We start from the raw sequence: 16385 nt of genomic DNA, 5'->3' as shown, positions 1-16385 counted from the left end.
ATTCTAAACCGTGCGTAGGGTCATGCGTATTGTCGACGGCAGAGGTGGGCCAGGTTGTCGGCTGCGGTGGTGCCGCCGTCGGCCCAGGCGATGGTGTGGTCGAGGTCGGTGCGGTGCGCGGGCCGCCGGCAGCCGGGGAAGCGGCAGGTGAGGTCGCGTTGTTCGAGCAGGGCTTTGAGGTCGGCGGGCACGGTGTAGGTGGCGCGTCCGGCGGACAGCACGGTGCCGGTCTCGGGGTCGGTGAGGATGCGGCGGAAGGAGGGCGCGAGCGCGGCGAGCAGGCGCGCGGTCTGCGGGTCGATCGGGACGTGTCCGTCGAGGGTGCCGGGGGTCTCGGACTGTCCGAGGAGGGTCAGCACGGGCACGGTGATGTTCAGGCGTGGCCGCACGGAGCGGGCGAGGGTGGCGAGGTGCCGCTGTCGGCACAGCAGCTCGAGCAACGGGTCGATGGGTGGATCGTCGGGATGGTCGGTCTGCCGGCCCGGGCCGTGCGGCTGCTCATCTGGCCCGTCTGGCTCACCTGGCTCGGCGGGCCGGTCGCTCACCGGGCGGTGAGTCCCGGCCCGGTGTCGTTGCCCGGTCGCCGCGTCGTGGCCGGTCGCCCCGTCGTCGGTCGTGGCGTCGTGGTTGGTCGTGGCGGTGAGGTCGAGGGTGCCGTCGTCGAGGAGCAGTGCGGCGAGGACGTCGGCGCGACGCTGGTCGGGCGTGCGTGCGTCGATCGGATCGACCGGTCCCGCGGTGTTGGTGTCGCGGAGCAGGTCGGCGGTGCGGGTGAGGCGGTCGTAGGCGGCGTGCGCGAGGGGTGCGGGTAGATGTGCGGTGAGCCAGGCCATGCCGTCGCGTCCGCGGTCGAGCCATACGGCGCGGTGGGTGGCGGCGTCGGCGTGCCGCACGTCCAGGGGTACGGGGTGGAACAGCTCGCGGATCTTGCGGGCCCGGTCCCCGAGCTGGGGGGCGGTGCAGTCGGTCCCGCCGGCCAGCACGATGCGCTCGACCTCGCGCGCCTCGGTGGGGGACAGGTCCGCGACGTGCTTGGCGATCTGGGTGGCGTGTGCCCAGGACAGCTCCCCGGCGTGCAGGGCGGCGAGCGTGGCCGGTGCGCGGGTGGTGAGGGTCTGGGCGTGCTCGGTCAGGGTCTCGGCCGCCGTCTCACCGACGTGCAGGGCGGTCGCCAGGTCCGCGACCACGGCGCGGTGGGCCAGCTCGCGCCGGCGCGAGGACGGCGCGACCCGGGCGATCGGGTCGGTGTCGTCGAGCAGGTCCGCCTCCAGGACCTCGGCCAGCCGGCCCGCCTGCGCGATCAGCTCCGTGCGGCGCCCGTGCAGCACGGCGACCCGCGACTCCAGCGTCGTGATCTCTGCCAGGACCGCGTCCAGGTCGCGGATGCTCGGCGTGCGGCCAGATCTGCCGGCAGGGTTCTCTGCTGTCTCGACCACGACCGGCGCCTCGTCGTGCCCGGGGTCGAATGGCTCCCGCTCGTCGGCCAGGGTCGCGCGGGCCTCGTCGGCCAGGACCTCCCCGATCGTGGGCTCCCGGGTGCGCGGCAGTGCCGCGAGCCGGGCCGCCTCCCGGCGCAGCGCGGACACATCCCAGCCCGGCGCGCCGGCCATGGCGGCGGGGTCGGGATGCGTCGTCGTCATGACCCAAGCCTACCGGAATTCGAACACCAGTTCTATATCCGGTGGGGAGAAATGCCGGGCACCGGGAGCCGCGAGAGCGGCCACCAGCGGCGTGGGGTGGCGGCTGGCGATGCGGGAGTGCGGTGACGCAGGTCAGACCGACCGTGGCGCGTACATGATCACGGCGACCCCGGCGAGGCAGAGCAGGGCCCCGAGGATGTCCCAGCGGTCGGGCCGGAACCCGTCCGCGACCATGCCCCAGACGAGGGAACCCGCGACGAAGACGCCGCCGTAGGCGGCGAGGATCCGGCCGAAATGGGCATCGGGCTGGAGGGTGGCGAAGAAACCGTACAGACCCAGGGCGATCACGCCCGCGCCGACCCAGACCCACCCCTTGTGCTCGCGCACTCCTTGCCACACGAGCCACGCCCCGCCGATCTCGAACAGTGCCGCGGCGGCGAACAGGAGGATCGAGCGCAGAACGGTCATGCGCCGAGTTTCCCGTGACGGGCGACGTCGACGCGAGCCCGCCGAGCCGGCCCGGCGCGCCGAACCGGCCCGGCGCGCGGGCCGGCTCCCGGGCGGGCCGGCTACCCCGGCGGGACCTCGGTGACGTACAGCGTGTTGCCGTCCGGGTCGCGGAACGAGAACATCGGCGGCGCCGTCTCCCACAGGAGCAGCTCGCCGACGTCGGCCCCGGCCTCGGTGAGCGCGGTGTGGGCCGCGGAGGCGTCGGGAGTCGTCAGCCGGATCCCGGTGTCGATCCCGGCGGACAGCCCGTTCCCGGCGCGGACGAGGGCGAGCGACGTCGGCGCATGGGGCGCGGCGACGTCGATCCAGCGGAACCCGGCCTGCAGCTCGGCGTCGAAGCGGACCTCGAGCCCCAGGGTCGAGGTGTAGAAGGCGAGCGCGGCATCCTGGTCCTGCACGGGGATCGCGACGGTCTGGACTCCGGTGAATCGGGCTGACGGCATGGTGTTCCCTCCCTCGGGTGCGGCCGGCGACCGGCGCCGGTGCGTCGGCGGGCCTGGGATGAGGACGCCTGGGGAGAGCGGATCTCATCGGCCGCCGGGCCGCGCCACGGGGCGAGCGCCGGACCGGTCCGGCGCACGCGCGGCTTAGGGTGTGGCGACTGCGGCCCGGGCGACGGGCTCGCGACAAGCTATGGGCGGAGGAACGATGGCAGGGCAGCACGACGGTCGGGAGTCGCCGGGCGGTCGATGGGCGATCCGGGTCGCGGCGATCGACGAGCTCGACGCGCGCACGGCGTACGAGGCCTGGCGCTTGCGGCAGGACGTCTTCGTCGTCGAGCAGGAGTGCGCGTACCCCGACCTGGACGGCCGCGACCTGGAGCCGCGCGCCCGGCACGTCGTGCTGCTCGACGGCGACGACGGCGGGCGCGTCGTCGGCACCGCTCGCGTGCTCGACGACGGCGACGTGCAGCGCATCGGCCGCGTGGTCTGCCACCCCGACGTGCGCGGCACCGGGGCGTCGCGGGTGCTGATGCGCGCGTCGCTCGACGCCGCCACGGCGGCGGCTCCGGAGCAGGACGTCGTCCTCGGCGCCCAGTCCCCGCTGGTGGGGTGGTACGGGTCGTTCGGCTTCACCCCCGACGGACCGGAGTACCTCGAGGACGACATCCCGCACACACCGATGCGCCTGCGGCGCTGAGCAGGGCCTCGCGGGCGGGCAGCCGCGCGGCGCCCGAGGGTCGGCCGCCCAGAAATGGGCGTGACCGGCGCGTCGGGGGAGTCGTAGCGTCGCGAGCATGACTGACGGCCCACGCGACGACGCGCTGCACGACGGTCCTGGCGCGCGGCACGACGACCCCGCCGACGGATGGTTCGGCGAGAGCGTGGCGGTCGGGTACGACGACGACCGCGGCCCGGAGTTCGCGCCCGAGGTGATCGCGCGCACGGTCGACGTGCTGGGCGACCTGGCCGGCGACGGCCCGGCGCTCGAGCTCGCCGTCGGGACGGGCCGGATCGCCGCGCCGCTCGCGCGCCGCGGGGTGCCGGTGCACGGCATCGAGCTGAGCCGGGCGATGGCGGCGCGGGTGGCGGACAAGCCCGGCGGGGACGGCGTGCGGGTCACGATCGGCGACATGACGACGACGCGGGTACCCGGCGAGTCCTCCCTGGTCTACCTGGTGTTCAACACGATCAACAACCTCACGGCTCAGGACGCCCAGGTCGCCTGCTTCGTCAACGCCGCCGCACACCTGCGGCCCGGCGGGCGCTTCGTCGTCGAGGTGGGCGTCCCGGCGCTGCGTCGGATGCCGCCCGGCCAGGACACCGTCCCGTTCGGCATCGAGGTCGCGGGCGACGGCGGCTACGTCGGCTTCGACCGGTACGACACGGTGACGCAGCGGTTCACGTCGAACCACGTCACGGTCTCGGGCGGCGCGGGGAGGTTCCGGTCGATCCCGTTCCGCTACGTGTGGCCCGCCGAGCTGGACCTCATGGCGCGCATCGCGGGGATGCGTCTGGAGCACCGGTGGGCCGGGTGGGACCGGTCGCCCTTCACGCCCGAGAGCACGTCGCACGTCTCGGTGTGGGATAAGCCGGGCTCCTAGGGGCGCACGCTAGAGGCGCACCGACCCGACGATCGCGCGGGCGCGCGCCTCGGCGTCGGGTACCTCGGTCAGCCCGGTGTAGACCGCGAGGAACGCCTCGATGAGCGCCGCTCCGGCGAGGGTGCGGGCGGCCGCCTCCGTGTCGACGTCCGCGGAGACCCGGCCGGCGGCGGCCTCGGCGTCGAGGTAGGCCTGCAGGTGACGGGCCGGGCCCTCGGGCCCGGCACCGTGGCGGTGCAGCCCGGCCCGGTGGGCCGCGAGCAGCTCGGGGGCGCCGAGGATCGAGGCCGCCATCGGGAACGACCGGACGTAGAACGCGAGGAGCTGACGCACCAGGGTCGTGACGTTCTCCACGACGGTGCGCCGGCCCACGAGGTCGTGGGGCGGGTCGAGCTGCGGCGACCGTTCGGTGAGGACGCCGAGGAACAGCTCCTGCTTGTCCGCGAAGTACTTGTAGAGCAGGGCCTCAGAGCAGCCCGCTGCCCGGGCGATCTCCTTCGTGGTCGCGCGGGCGATGCCTCGCTCGCGCAAGACCGTCGCCGCGGCGTCGAGGATCCGGTCGCGCGTGCTCATCGATCCTCCTGATCCGCCGGAACTCGTTGACAGCCTTCCGGCACTGCCCTCATCCTAGGGGTGAGTAAACACTTACTCACCCGCTTCGATCCGAGGAGACCCACATGAAGATCGCCGTGCTCGGCGCCACGGGGCGCACCGGTCGCCTGGTCGTCCAGGAGGCCCGCCGCCGGGGGCACCACGTCGTCGCCGTCGTCCGGGACCCGGTACGGCTCGGCGACCTCGCGCCGGACGACGTGGCGACCGCGGACGGGCTCGACCGCGCCGCGGTCGGCGCCGCCCTCACCGGCGTCGATGCCGTCGTGTCGGCCCTCGGCCCCGTGACCGGCAGCACCCCGGGCGTCCAGGGCGAGCTCACCGAGGTGCTTCTGGATGCCGCCCGCGAGGCGGGCGTGCACCGCGCCGTCGTCGTGACGGCCAGCGGCTGGGTGGACGACGGCGACGACCCGCTGAGCCGCTACCTCGCCAAGCCGATCCTGGCGCGGGCGCTGCGGGACGCCAACGCAGGGTTCGCGCGCTCCGAGGCGGCGGTGCGGGCCTCGGACCTCGACTGGACGATCGTGCGCCCACCCATGCTGCGCGACGGCGCGGCCCGCGGCGGGTACCACGAGCGCCGCGACGGGAACGTCCGGTGGCGCTGGTCGATCCGGCGGGCCGACCTCGCCACGGCGGTCTGCGACCTGCTGGACGACCCGACGGCGGTGGGGGCCACGGTGTCGGTCGCCGGCTGAGCGGTGCCGACGCAGGCGGCGCGCGGCACGGGATGTCGGTCGCGGAGCCTAGGCTTGGTCCACGATGACCTCCCTGTTCGACAGCCTCTCCCTGCCCGGGTTCGACACCGCTCCGAAGGACGACGGCGCCCGCCTGCCGCCGGTGGCGCCGCGGTGGGACGACGACGCCGCCGACCCGTCGTCCGGCGCGCCCGAGTGGGTGCGCGACGCGGCCGCCGGCGCGCACGCGCGGCAGCCCGACGGCGGCGCGGCGCCCCGGTCCCGAGGCGCCTTCGCCCACCTCGACCCCGACGCGCTGCTCGACGGGCTCAACCCCCAGCAGCGGGCCGCCGTCGTGCACCACGGCTCGCCGCTGCTCATCGTCGCCGGCGCCGGGTCGGGCAAGACCCGGGTGCTCACGCACCGCATCGCGCACCTGCTGGCCACGGGGCGGGCGCGGGCGGGGGAGATCCTCGCGATCACGTTCACCAACAAGGCGGCCGCCGAGATGCGCGAGCGCGTCGTCGGCATCGTGGGGCCGGCGGGCGGCCGCATGTGGGTGTCCACGTTCCACTCCGCGTGCGTGCGCATCCTGCGCAAGGAGCACGCGGCGCTCGGGATGCGCAGCAGCTTCTCCATCTACGACGCGGCGGACTCGCAGCGGCTGGTCTCGCTCGTCGTGCGCGAGCTCGACCTCGATCCCAAGAAGTACCCGGCGCGCGGCCTCGCGCACAAGATCAGCGACCTGAAGAACGAGCTGATCGACCCGGAGGCGTACGCGCAGTCAGCCGGCGCCGACGCGACCGAGGAGGGGTGGCGCGAGCGCGCCGCCCGCGCCGGGTCGGGCTCGCTGCCGACGGCGGCGCCCGAGTTCGACACCGTGCTCGCCGACGTCTACCGGCGCTACCAGGCGCGGCTTCGGCAGGCGAACGCGCTCGACTTCGACGACATCATCATGACCACGGTCAACCTGCTCCAGGCGTTCCCCAACGTCGCGGAGCACTACCGCCGCCGGTTCCGGCACATCCTCGTCGACGAGTACCAGGACACCAACCACGCGCAGTACGTGCTGGTGCGGGAGCTGGCGGGGGCCTCGACAGGCTCGACCGTCGAGGACGAGCTCGACCCGGCCGAGCTGACCGTCGTCGGCGACGCCGACCAGTCGATCTACGCCTTCCGTGGGGCCACGATCCGCAACATCGTGGAGTTCGAGGAGGACTACCCGGACGCGGAGACCATCCTGCTCGAGCAGAACTACCGCTCCACGCAGACCATCCTGTCGGCGGCGAACGCCGTCATCTCCCGCAACGCCGACCGCAAGCCCAAGCGGCTGTGGACCGACGCCGGCGCAGGCGCGAAGGTCGTCGGCTACGTCGCCGACGACGAGCACGCCGAGGCGCGGTTCGTCGCCGAGGAGATCGACCGGCTCGGCGACTCGGACGGCGTGCGGCCCGGTGACGTGGCGGTCTTCTACCGCACGAACGCCCAGTCGCGGGCGCTGGAGGAGGTGCTGATCCGCGTCGGGCTGCCGTACAAGGTCGTGGGCGGCACGCGGTTCTACGAGCGCCGCGAGATCAAGGACGCCGTCGCGTACCTGCGCGCGCTCGCCAACCCGGACGACGACGTCAACCTGCGCCGCGTGCTCAACGTGCCCAAGCGCGGGCTGGGCGACAAGGCCGAGTCGATGGTCGCCGGCTTCGCGGAGCGGGAGCGCGTCTCGTTCGGCACCGCCCTCGAGCGGGCGGACGAGATCCCGGGCCTGACCACCCGCACCACGAAGCCGCTCCTGGCGTTCCGGGACATGATGCGCGAGCTGCGCGGCCTCGTGGACGACGGCGAGGCGCCGGCGACGATCCTCGGCGCCGTCCTCGACCGCACGGGCTACCTCGCGGAGCTGCGCGCCAGCGAGGACCCGCAGGACGCCTCGCGCGTCGAGAACCTCGCCGAGCTGCACGCCGTCGCCACGGAGTTCGCCGAGCTCGACCCGGAGGGCGACCTGGCCGACTTCCTCGAGCGGGTATCCCTGGTGGCCGACGCCGACCAGATCCCCGACGAGGACGTGGCCGACGGCGCGGCCGAGACCGAGGCCAAGGAGGACCAGGGCGTCGTCACGCTGATGACCCTGCACACGGCCAAGGGGCTGGAGTTCCCCGTGGTCTTCCTCACCGGCATGGAGGACGGCACGTTCCCGCACATGCGGTCCCTGCACGACGACGCCGAGCTGTCCGAGGAGCGACGGCTCGCGTACGTGGGGATCACCCGGGCGCGCGAGCGCCTGTACGTGAGCCGGTCGGCCACCCGGTCGGCGTGGGGGATGGCGAACGAGTTCCCGCCCAGCCGGTTCCTCGAGGAGATCCCCGAGGAGCTGTGGGACTGGCGGCGGCGCGAGTCCTCCACCCAGGTGCTCCGCCGCGGCGGCTCCGCGTGGGGCGACCGGCGCACCTGGGGTTCGGAGCGCCGGGGCTCGGAGCGACGGGCCGGCGAGCGCCCGGCGGCCGAGCGTCGCCCGCCGTCGTCGGGCGTCGGGGGGCGGATCGGGCGGCCGAAGAACGGGGCCGCGTCGAACGGGGCCTCGGGCACCGGCGCGACGTTCGGCTCGGCCACCCCGCGCCAGGACGTCGACATCCCGTCGCTCGCCGTCGGCGACAAGGTCACCCACGACGCGTACGGCCTGGGCACGGTCGTCTCGCTGGAGGGCGTGGGCGCGAACGCGGTGGCGAAGATCGACTTCGGTGCCGACGGCACCAAGCGCTTGCTGCTGCGCTACTCGCCGGTCACCAAGCTCTGAGCGCGTCGACGCCGGTCACGGCTCGAACCGGTACCCGGCGCCGGGGTGCGTGATGAGGTGGCGGGGGCTGCCGGGGTCGTCCTCGAGCTTGCGTCGCAGCTGCGCGGTGTACACGCGCAGGTAGTGCGTCTCGGTGTCGTATCCCGGGCCCCACACGTCCTGCAGCAGCTGCGTGCGGCCGACCATCCGCCCGCGGTGGCGCACCAGCACCTCGAGCAGCGACCACTCGGTGGGCGTGAGCCGCACCTCGACGCCGTCGCGCTCGACCACCCGCCGGGCGAGGTCGATGCGGAGCCGCCCTGCCGTGACCACGGGGTCGGAGGAGGCCTCGGCCGGCTGCGCCCGCCGGACCGCGGCGCGCAGGCGCGCGAGCAGCTCGTTCATGGCGAACGGCTTGGTCACGTAGTCGTCGGCGCCGGCGTCCAGGGCGTCGACCTTGTCCTCGCCGAGCTGCCGCGCGGACAGCACGACGATGGGCACCGCGCTCCACCCGCGGACGCCGGCGATGACGTCGAGGCCGGACACGTCGGGGAGGCCGAGGTCCAGCACGATCACGTCCGGGTGCGCCGACGACGCCGCGTCGAGGGCGGCGGCGCCGGTCCCGGCCACCGTCACGTCCCAGCCGTGCGCGCGCAGGTTGATCGCCAGCGCCCGCGCCAGGCCGGCGTCGTCGTCGACGACCAGGACGCGGTTGCCGGTGATCTCGCCGCCGGCCTCCCGCGCGGCGCTCATCGCCGTCCTCCGGCCCGCGGCACGGCGACCACCATGGTGAGGCCGCCGCCGGGGGTGTCCTCCGCCGTGACGGCGGCCCCGACGGCGCGCGCGAGCCCGTCGGCGACGGCGAGCCCCAGCCCGAGGCCCGTGCCTGTGTTCGTGTCGCCGAGGCGCTGGAAGGGCTGGAACATGGTCTCCTTCTCGTCGTCCGGGACGCCTGGTCCGGCGTCGACGACCCGGAGCTCGACGTCGTCGGCGGAGCTCGACGCCGCGACCCGCACCCGCGCGCCCGGTGGGGAGTGTCGCACGGCGTTCGAGACGAGGTTGGCCACCACGCGCTCGAGCAGTCCCGCGTCGGTGTGCACGAGCGGGAGGTCCTCGGGGACGTCGAGGTCGAGCTCGGCGAGCCACGGCTCGACCGCCAGCGGGACGACCTCCTCGAGCGACGTCGGGTGCAGCACGGGCCGCACGGAGCCGGTCTGCAGGCGCGACAGGTCGAGCAGGTTTTCGATGAGGCGCTCCAGCCGGCCGGTGGACTCCTGGATGGTGGCCGTCAGGGCGTCGGTGTCCTCGCGGTCGAGCTCGACGTCCGGCATGGCGAGCCCGTCGACGGCGGTGCGGATGGCGGTGAGCGGGGTGCGGAGGTCGTGGGAGACGGCGGCGAGCAGCGCCGTGCGGGTGGCCTCCGCTCGCTCCAGCTCCCGGGCCGACGCTGCCTGTTCGCGGAGCCGGCGGTGCTCCAGCACGATCGCCGCCTGGCTGCCGAACGCCTCGATCGCCTGCCGGTCGCTCGCGGGCAGCGCCCGGCCCACCAGGACGAGGCGTCGGGCGTCGTCGATGCGGGCCTCGGTCGTGACGGCGGTCGACGGCGCCGCCGACGCGCCGGCGGGCCGGCGGGCGTGCGCGACGGTGTCCCAGGGTGCGCGGTCGTCGGGCCGGGACTCGAGCCGCACCTCGTCGAGCCCGAAGGTGAGGGCGAGGCGCTGCACGACCGCCTGCGCCGTGTCCTCGCCCGAGAGCACGGAGCGGGAGAGCGCGGCGAGGGTCGACGCCTCCGCCCGCGAGCGGTAGGCCTGCACCGTGCGGCGGGCGGCGAGGTCCACGACGGACGCGACGGCCGCCGCGACCAGCACGAACACGACGAGGGCCAGCAGGTTCTCGGGGTCGGCGACGGTGAGCATCCCCGTCGGCGGGGTGAAGAACCAGTTGAGGCACACGAACGACACGACGGCGGCGGCGACGGCGGGCCAGAGGCCGCCCACCAGGGCGACGCCGACCACGCCCGCGAGGAACATCATGAGCTCGGTGGGCAGGGACACCGCGCCCCGCCCGAGGGCCACGAACAGCGCGGTCAGCGCCGCGGGCACGGCCACCGCCGACACCCAGCCGGCCACGCGCCGGCCGGGGGAGAGCGAGGACAGGCGCGAGGGGAGCGGCGCGCCGGAACGCGCCCGTTCGTGCGTCACCAGGTGCACGTCGATCGCGCCGGACAGCCGGGCGATCTCGGCGCTGGACGACCCGAGCAGCGCCTGCCGCCAGCGCGAGTGCCGGGACACGCCCACGACGATCATCGTCGCGTTGACGCCGCGGGCGAAGTCGACGACGGCGGAAGGGACGTCCTCGCCGAGCACGGTGTGGAACGTCCCGTCGAGCGACTCGACCAGCGCCCGCTGGGCGGCGATGGCGGCCGGCGGTGCCGACGGCAGGCCGTCGGTGGGCAGCACGTGCACGGCGAGCAGCTCGGCCCCCGCGGCGCGCTGCGCGATCCGGGCGCCGCGTCGCAGCAGGGTCTCGCTCTCCTCGCCCCCTGTGACCGCTACGACGATGCGCTCGCGGGCGGGCCAGGTGGTCGCGATGTCGTGGTCGGTGCGGTACCGCGTCAGGGCGTCGTCGACCCGGTCGGCGAGCCACAGCAGCGCGAGCTCGCGCAGGGCCGTGAGGTTGCCCTCGCGGAAGTACTGGCGCAGCGACGCGTCGATCTGCTCCGGCCGGTAGACGTTCCCGTGCGCGAGCCGTCGCCGCAGCTGCTGCGGGGACAGGTCGACGAGCTGGATCTGGTCGGCGTCGCGCACCACCTGGTCCGGGACCGTCTCGCGCTGCCGCACGCCCGTGATGGCCTCGACGTCGTCCGTGAGGGACGCGAGGTGCTGCACGTTCACCGTCGTGACGACGTCGATCCCCGCGTCGAGGAGGTCGTGGACGTCCTGCCACCGCTTGGGGTGGTGCGAGCCGGGCGCATTGGTGTGGGCCAGCTCGTCGACGAGGGCGACCTGGGGTTCGCGGTGCAGGACGGCGTCGACGTCCAGCTCGGTGAGGGTGGTGCCGCGGTGGGTGACCCGGCGTCGGGGCACCACCTCGAGCGTGCCGATCTTCGCGGCCGTCGCGGCGCGGTCGTGCGTCTCCACCAGCCCCACGACGACGTCCGTGCCGCGGGCGCGGCGCCGCTCGGCCTCGTCCAGCATCGCGAACGTCTTGCCGACACCCGGCGCGGCGCCGAGGTAGACCGTGAGCCGGCCGCGCCGACGGTGCGGCGCGGCCGGGCTCTCGTCCCGCATGGTCATGCGGGCATTCTCCGCCATGCGGCCGGTCAGGGCTGCGGAGACAGGCGGTCGAGCGCCTGGTTGAGCGCCAGGACGTCGACCCGCGGGTCGCCCAGGACGCCGAGCGAGCGGCCGCGGGTGTGCTCCGCGACCAGCCCGCGGACCTCGCCGTCCGTCAGGCCCCGGGCGTCGGCGACGCGCGCGACCTGGATGGCCGCGTACTCCGGGCTGATGTGCGGGTCGAGGCCCGAGCCCGACGCCGTGACGGCGTCCGGCGGGACGACCGCCGGATCGACGCCCTCGGTGGCCGCGACCTCGGCCTTCCGGTCGGCGATGGCGGCGAGGAGGTCCGGGCTCTCCGGGCCCAGGTTGGACCCGGCGGACGCGAGCGTGTCGTAGCCGTCGCCCGCCGCGGACGGGCGCGGGTGGAACCACTCGGCGCCGTCGAACGGCTGGCCGAGCAGGGCCGAGCCGACGGCCTCGTCGCGGTCCCGGGTGGCCGAGCCGTCGGCCGTCACGAGCGAGCCGTCGGCCCGCCAGCCGAACAGCGTCTGCCCGATGCCGGTCACGGCGAACGGGTAGGCCAGACCGAGCAGCAGGGTGAACGCGAGCAGGACGCGCGCGCCCGCCAGCGCCTGCCGGGTGAGGGTGCCGCCGGGGCCGGACGACATGGTGCGGGGCGCGCGGCCGGGAAGGGAGTTCGGGACGGACATGGTGTTCCTCCAGCGTGCCGGCGTCACAGGCCGGGGATCAGGGAGACGACGAGGTCGATGAGCTTGATGCCGGCGAACGGCGCCACCAGCCCGCCGACGCCGTAGACCCACAGGTTGCGGCGCAGCAGGGCGGAGGCCGACGACGGCCGGTAGCGCACGCCGCGCAGGGCCAGCGGCACGAGCGCGAGGATGATCAGGGCGTTGAAGATCACCGCGGAGAGGATCGCGGACTGCGGCGAGCTCAGGCCCATGACGTTGAGCACCGCGAGCTGCGGGAACAGCCCGGAGAACATCGCCGGCAGGATCGCGAAGTACTTCGCCACGTCGTTCGCCACCGAGAAGGTGGTCAGCGCGCCGCGCGTGATGAGCAGCTGCTTGCCGATCTCCACGATCTCGATGAGCTTCGTGGGGTCGGAGTCGAGGTCGACCATGTTGCCGGCCTCCTTCGCGGCGGACGTGCCCGACGCCATCGCGACGCCGACGTCCGACTGCGCCAGCGCGGGGGCGTCGTTCGTGCCGTCGCCGGCCATCGCGACCAGCCGCCCGCCCTCCTGCTCCCGCCGGATCAGCGCGAGCTTGTCCTCCGGCGTGGCCTCGGCGAGGACGTCGTCCACGCCCGCCTCGTCGGCGATCGCCTGCGCCGTGACGGCGTTGTCGCCCGTGACCATCACGGTGCGGATACCCATGGCGCGCAGCTCGTCGAACCGCTCGCGCATGCCCTCCTTGACGACGTCCTTGAGGTGCACGACGCCGAGCACGCGCGCCGGGCCGTCGCCGGCCTGCTCGGCGACGACGAGCGGCGTGCCGCCGGCGCGGGAGACCGCGTCGACGTGCGTGGCGAGCTGGGCCGCCTCGCTCTCCGGGATCCGGGCGCCGGTGCTGCCGACCCAGCGCCGGACGGCGGAGGCGGCGCCCTTGCGCAGGCGGCGGGAGGTCGGAGCATGACCGGGCGCGCCCTCGTCCGCGGGCAGGTCGACGCCCGACATGCGTGTCTGGGCGCTGAACGCGACGAGCTCGGCGCCGTCGGGGACGGTCGCGCCGTCCACGACGTCCGGCGCGCCGAACCGCGCGTCGACGAGGTCGACGATGCTGCGGCCCTCGGGGGTGTCGTCGGCGAGCGACGCGAGCCGTGCCGCGACGGCGAGGTCCGCCTCGCGGGCCCGGCCGACGGGCAGCAGCGCGGCCGCCCGACGGTTGCCGTACGTGATGGTGCCGGTCTTGTCGAGCAGCAGCACGTCGACATCGCCCGCCGCCTCGACCGCGCGGCCGGACATGGCGAGCACGTTGCGCTGCACCAGCCGGTCCATGCCGGCGATGCCGATCGCGGACAGCAGCGCGCCGATGGTCGTGGGGATGAGGCACACCAGCAGGGCCACCAGCACGAGCACGTCCTGGCGCGAGCCGCTGTACACGGCGAAGGGCTGCAGGGTGGCGACCGCGAGCACGAAGACCGCGGTCAGCGACGTGAGCAGCAGGTTGAGCGCCACCTCGTTCGGCGTGCGCTGCCGCTCGCTGCCCTCGACGAGGGCGATCATGCGGTCGACGAAGCTCTGCCCGGGCGGCGTCGTGATCCGCACGATGATCCGGTCGGACAGCACCACGGTGCCGCCGGTCACGGCGCAGCGGTCGCCGCCGGACTCGCGGATCACCGGCGCCGACTCGCCCGTGATGGCGGACTCGTCGACCGACGCGACGCCCTCGACGACGTCGCCGTCGGCGGGGATCGTCTCCCCGGCGACGACCACGACGACGTCGCCGACGTGCAGGCTCCCGGAGCCGACCTCGGTGGTGGGCAGGTCCCACAGGCCCGTGCCGGCTGCGAGCGTGTCCTGCGGGGCGAGGACCTTGCGCGCCGTCGTGTGCTGCTGGGTGGCGCGCAGCGAGGAGGCCTGGGCGCGGCCGCGGGCCTCCGCGATCGACTCCGCCAGGGACGCGAACAGGACGGTCGCCCACAGCCACAGCGTGACGGACCACGCGAACACGTCGGGGTCGGCGACGGCGAGGACGGTGGTCGCGGCGGCGCCGACCTCGACCACGAGCAGGACGGGCGTGCGCCACAGCGCGCGCGGGTCCAGGCCGCGCAGCGCGCCCGGCAGGGCGGAGCGCACCTGCGCCCAGGTGAGTGCGCGCGAGGTGCCGCGGCGAGGTGCGCGGGGGGTGCCGGCGCCGGCCGCCGGGGCGGGCGCCGGGCTGAGGGTGGTGTGGGTCATGACAGGGACTCCGCGACAGGGCCGAGGGACAGGACAGGGACGAAGGTGAGGCCGACGACGACGAGGGCCACCGTCGCGACCAGCCCCACGAACAGCGGCTGGTGGGTGGGCAGCGTGCCGGCGGACGCCGGCACGGACCGCTGGGAGGCCAGGCGGCCGGCGAGCGCGAGCACGAGGGCGATCGGGACGAAGCGGCCGGCGAGCATCGCGAGGCCGAGCATCGTGTTGTAGAACGGGGTGCCGGACGTCAGGCCGCCGAACGCGGACCCGTTGTTGTTGCCCGCCGACGCGAACGCGTACAGCACCTCCGACAGGCCGTGCGGCCCGGGCTCCTGGATGCCCGCGAGCCCCGGCTCCACCGACACGGCCACCGCGGTGCCGACCAGCACGATCGCCGGCGTGGTGAGCACGTACAGGGCGACCAGGGTCATCTCGCCGCGGCCGATCTTCTTGCCGAGGTACTCCGGCGTGCGGCCCACCATGAGGCCGGCGACGAAGACGGCGAGGATCGCGAGGATCAGCATCCCGTACAGGCCGGCGCCCACGCCGCCGGGCGCGACCTCGCCGAGCAGCATGTCGAAGAGCACGACGCCGCCGCCGGGGGCGGTGAACGAGTCGTGCATCGCGTTGACGGCGCCCGTGGACGTGCCGGTGGTCGCGGCGCCGAACAGGGCGCTCGCGGCCAGGCCGAACCGGGTCTCCTTGCCCTCCATGGCGGCGCCCGCGGCCTGGGGCGCGGAGCCGGGGCCGGCGAGCTCGGCCCAGGTCGTCAGGGCGATGGCGACGAACAGCAGGCTCGTCATCGCGCCGAGGATCGCCCAGCCCTGGCGGCGGTCGCCGACCATGATGCCGAAGGTGCGCGGCAGCGCGGTGGGGATCAGCAGGATGAGAAAGATCTCCAGCAGGTTGGTGACCGGGTTCGGGTTCTCGAACGGGTGGGCGGAGTTGGCGTTGAAGAACCCGCCGCCGTTGGTGCCGAGCTCCTTGATCGCCTCCTGGGAGGCGACGGGCCCGCCGAGCGCGGACTGCGTCCCGCCGGTCAGCGTGGTGACGGTCGTGTGCGGGTCGAGGTTCTGGATGACGCCGTTCGCCACCAGCACGAGCGCCGCGACGAACGAGATCGGCAGCAGGATCCGCACGACCGACCGGGTGAGGTCGGCCCAGAAGTTGCCGATCCGGGCGTCGGTCCCGGACCGGGCGAAGCCGCGCACCAGCGCGATCGCCACGGACATGCCGACGGCCGCGGAGACGAAGTTCTGGACGGCGAAGCCGGCCATCTGCAGCAGGTGCCCCGCGGCGGCCTCGCCGGAGTACCACTGCCAGTTGGTGTTGGTGGTGAAGCTGACGGCGGTGTTCCAGGCGCCGGCCGGGTCGAGGCCGGTGAAGCCGAGGTCCCAGGGCAGGTGCGCCTGCAGGCGGCCCAGCCCGTACAGGGCCAGGACGGACGCGAGCGAGAAGCCGAGCAGGGACATCAGGTACGAGCGCCAGTGCTGCTGGGCGTCGGGGTCGACCCGCACGGCGCGGTACCAGCCGCGCTCGAGCCGGGTGTGGCGCGGGGACGAGTAGACGCGGGCCATGTACGCGCCGAGCGGGGCGTGCGCGGCGGCGAGCAGCGCGACGAGCAGCAGGAGCTGCCCGCCGGCCGCGAGGAGGGTGGTCGTGGTGGGGCTCATGGGAGTGGTTCAGCGCTCCCGGCCGTCGCGCAGCATCGCGACAAGGAGGTAGGTGAGGGTGGCCAGCATGAGGCCGAGGAAGACGGCGTCGACGAGGGTCATGCGGACCTCCGCCGGGCGACGAGGGCGACCGCGGCGAAGAACACCACGGTGAGCAGGACATAGGCGAGATCGCTCATACGGCCTGGTCTAGTCCCGGTCGAGGCGCCTGGGCGGGGACCTTGACGGACCCTTGACGCCGTGGCCGGGAACGTTGACGGCCCGCTGACG

At 74.5% G+C, this 16385-nt stretch carries 13 protein-coding genes; 4 read left to right on the top strand and 9 right to left on the bottom strand.

Annotated elements, in window-relative coordinates; all coding sequences use genetic code 11:
- Positions 1-20 precede the first annotated feature (20 nt).
- The 3 genes from ABD254_RS04135 to ABD254_RS04125 all read right to left on the bottom strand — a co-directional run bounded on the left by ABD254_RS04135 (position 21) and on the right by ABD254_RS04125 (position 2593).
- Positions 21-1640, bottom strand: a complete 1620-nt coding sequence (locus ABD254_RS04135; RefSeq protein ID WP_344245935.1) for an HNH endonuclease signature motif containing protein — start codon at positions 1638-1640, stop codon at positions 21-23.
- Positions 1641-1772: 132 nt separating this feature from the next.
- Complete coding sequence (locus tag ABD254_RS04130) at positions 1773-2108, bottom strand: YnfA family protein (protein WP_344245933.1); 336 nt, start codon at positions 2106-2108, stop codon at positions 1773-1775.
- 101 nt (positions 2109-2209) lie between these two features.
- Positions 2210-2593 carry a VOC family protein gene (locus ABD254_RS04125; RefSeq protein ID WP_344245931.1) on the bottom strand — a complete coding sequence of 128 codons (384 nt, stop codon included), beginning with the start codon at positions 2591-2593 and terminating at the stop codon, positions 2210-2212.
- A gap of 205 nt (positions 2594-2798) precedes the next feature.
- On the opposite strand from ABD254_RS04125, the gene ABD254_RS04120 reads away from it, so the two are divergent.
- Positions 2799-3290: a GNAT family N-acetyltransferase gene (locus tag ABD254_RS04120; protein ID WP_344245929.1), complete on the top strand. Its 492-nt coding sequence runs from the start codon at positions 2799-2801 to the stop codon at positions 3288-3290.
- Positions 3291-3387: 97 nt separating this feature from the next.
- Positions 3388-4194 (top strand): class I SAM-dependent DNA methyltransferase, encoded by an 807-nt coding sequence (locus ABD254_RS04115; protein WP_344245927.1) that lies wholly within the window; start codon positions 3388-3390, stop codon positions 4192-4194.
- Between the two features lie 9 nt (positions 4195-4203).
- Here the strand turns inward: ABD254_RS04115 and ABD254_RS04110 are convergent, their stop codons facing one another.
- On the bottom strand, positions 4204-4767 hold the full coding sequence (locus tag ABD254_RS04110) for a TetR/AcrR family transcriptional regulator (RefSeq protein WP_344245925.1): 564 nt from the start codon (positions 4765-4767) through the stop codon (positions 4204-4206).
- A 104-nt stretch (positions 4768-4871) separates the two neighbouring features.
- Here ABD254_RS04110 and ABD254_RS04105 point away from each other — a divergent pair, with 104 nt between their 5' ends.
- Both ABD254_RS04105 and ABD254_RS04100 read left to right on the top strand, forming a co-directional pair.
- Complete coding sequence (locus tag ABD254_RS04105) at positions 4872-5498, top strand: NAD(P)-dependent oxidoreductase (RefSeq protein ID WP_344245923.1); 627 nt, start codon at positions 4872-4874, stop codon at positions 5496-5498.
- A 64-nt stretch (positions 5499-5562) separates the two neighbouring features.
- On the top strand, positions 5563-8265 hold the full coding sequence (locus tag ABD254_RS04100) for a UvrD-helicase domain-containing protein (protein WP_344245921.1): 2703 nt from the start codon (positions 5563-5565) through the stop codon (positions 8263-8265).
- A gap of 15 nt (positions 8266-8280) precedes the next feature.
- On the opposite strand, the gene ABD254_RS04095 is transcribed toward ABD254_RS04100, so the two are convergent.
- The 5 genes from ABD254_RS04095 to kdpA all read right to left on the bottom strand — a co-directional run bounded on the left by ABD254_RS04095 (position 8281) and on the right by kdpA (position 16115).
- On the bottom strand, positions 8281-8997 hold the full coding sequence (locus tag ABD254_RS04095; RefSeq protein WP_344245919.1) for a response regulator: 717 nt from the start codon (positions 8995-8997) through the stop codon (positions 8281-8283).
- Positions 8994-11540: a DUF4118 domain-containing protein gene (locus tag ABD254_RS04090; RefSeq protein ID WP_344245917.1), complete on the bottom strand. Its 2547-nt coding sequence runs from the start codon at positions 11538-11540 to the stop codon at positions 8994-8996. Before ABD254_RS04090 ends, ABD254_RS04095 begins: the two co-directional genes overlap by 4 nt.
- 26 nt (positions 11541-11566) lie before the next feature.
- A complete protein-coding gene (gene kdpC, locus ABD254_RS04085; protein WP_425553724.1) occupies positions 11567-12190 on the bottom strand; it encodes a potassium-transporting ATPase subunit KdpC in 624 nt (207 codons plus the stop codon).
- A gap of 65 nt (positions 12191-12255) precedes the next feature.
- The gene (kdpB, locus tag ABD254_RS04080; protein WP_344245913.1) at positions 12256-14442 is read right to left on the bottom strand and encodes a potassium-transporting ATPase subunit KdpB; all 2187 of its coding nucleotides are present in this window, start codon (positions 14440-14442) and stop codon (positions 12256-12258) included.
- Positions 14439-16115, bottom strand: coding sequence for a potassium-transporting ATPase subunit KdpA (gene kdpA, locus ABD254_RS04075; RefSeq protein WP_344245911.1), 1677 nt, complete (start codon positions 16113-16115; stop codon positions 14439-14441). The genes kdpB and kdpA overlap by 4 nt, the downstream gene beginning before the upstream one ends.
- Positions 16116-16385: the final 270 nt, after the last annotated feature.

It is taken from the genome of Isoptericola hypogeus (genome assembly GCF_039531145.1).
GTDB classification, from domain to species: Bacteria; Actinomycetota; Actinomycetes; order Actinomycetales; family Cellulomonadaceae; genus Isoptericola; species Isoptericola hypogeus.
Note: the sequence above shows the minus strand (reverse complement) of the source record. Positions and strands in the feature narration are given on the sequence as shown.

Coding starts and splice junctions, on each gene's coding strand:
- ABD254_RS04135 (WP_344245935.1), bottom strand. CDS start 1,640: ATGACGACGACGCATCCCGACCCCGCCGCCATGGCCGGCGCGCCGGGC.
- ABD254_RS04130 (WP_344245933.1), bottom strand. CDS start 2,108: ATGACCGTTCTGCGCTCGATCCTCCTGTTCGCCGCCGCGGCACTGTTC.
- ABD254_RS04125 (WP_344245931.1), bottom strand. CDS start 2,593: ATGCCGTCAGCCCGATTCACCGGAGTCCAGACCGTCGCGATCCCCGTG.
- ABD254_RS04120 (WP_344245929.1), top strand. CDS start 2,799: ATGGCAGGGCAGCACGACGGTCGGGAGTCGCCGGGCGGTCGATGGGCG.
- ABD254_RS04115 (WP_344245927.1), top strand. CDS start 3,388: ATGACTGACGGCCCACGCGACGACGCGCTGCACGACGGTCCTGGCGCG.
- ABD254_RS04110 (WP_344245925.1), bottom strand. CDS start 4,767: ATGAGCACGCGCGACCGGATCCTCGACGCCGCGGCGACGGTCTTGCGC.
- ABD254_RS04105 (WP_344245923.1), top strand. CDS start 4,872: ATGAAGATCGCCGTGCTCGGCGCCACGGGGCGCACCGGTCGCCTGGTC.
- ABD254_RS04100 (WP_344245921.1), top strand. CDS start 5,563: ATGACCTCCCTGTTCGACAGCCTCTCCCTGCCCGGGTTCGACACCGCT.
- ABD254_RS04095 (WP_344245919.1), bottom strand. CDS start 8,997: ATGAGCGCCGCGCGGGAGGCCGGCGGCGAGATCACCGGCAACCGCGTC.
- ABD254_RS04090 (WP_344245917.1), bottom strand. CDS start 11,540: ATGACCATGCGGGACGAGAGCCCGGCCGCGCCGCACCGTCGGCGCGGC.
- kdpC (WP_425553724.1), bottom strand. CDS start 12,190: ATGTCGTCCGGCCCCGGCGGCACCCTCACCCGGCAGGCGCTGGCGGGC.
- kdpB (WP_344245913.1), bottom strand. CDS start 14,442: ATGACCCACACCACCCTCAGCCCGGCGCCCGCCCCGGCGGCCGGCGCC.
- kdpA (WP_344245911.1), bottom strand. CDS start 16,115: ATGAGCCCCACCACGACCACCCTCCTCGCGGCCGGCGGGCAGCTCCTG.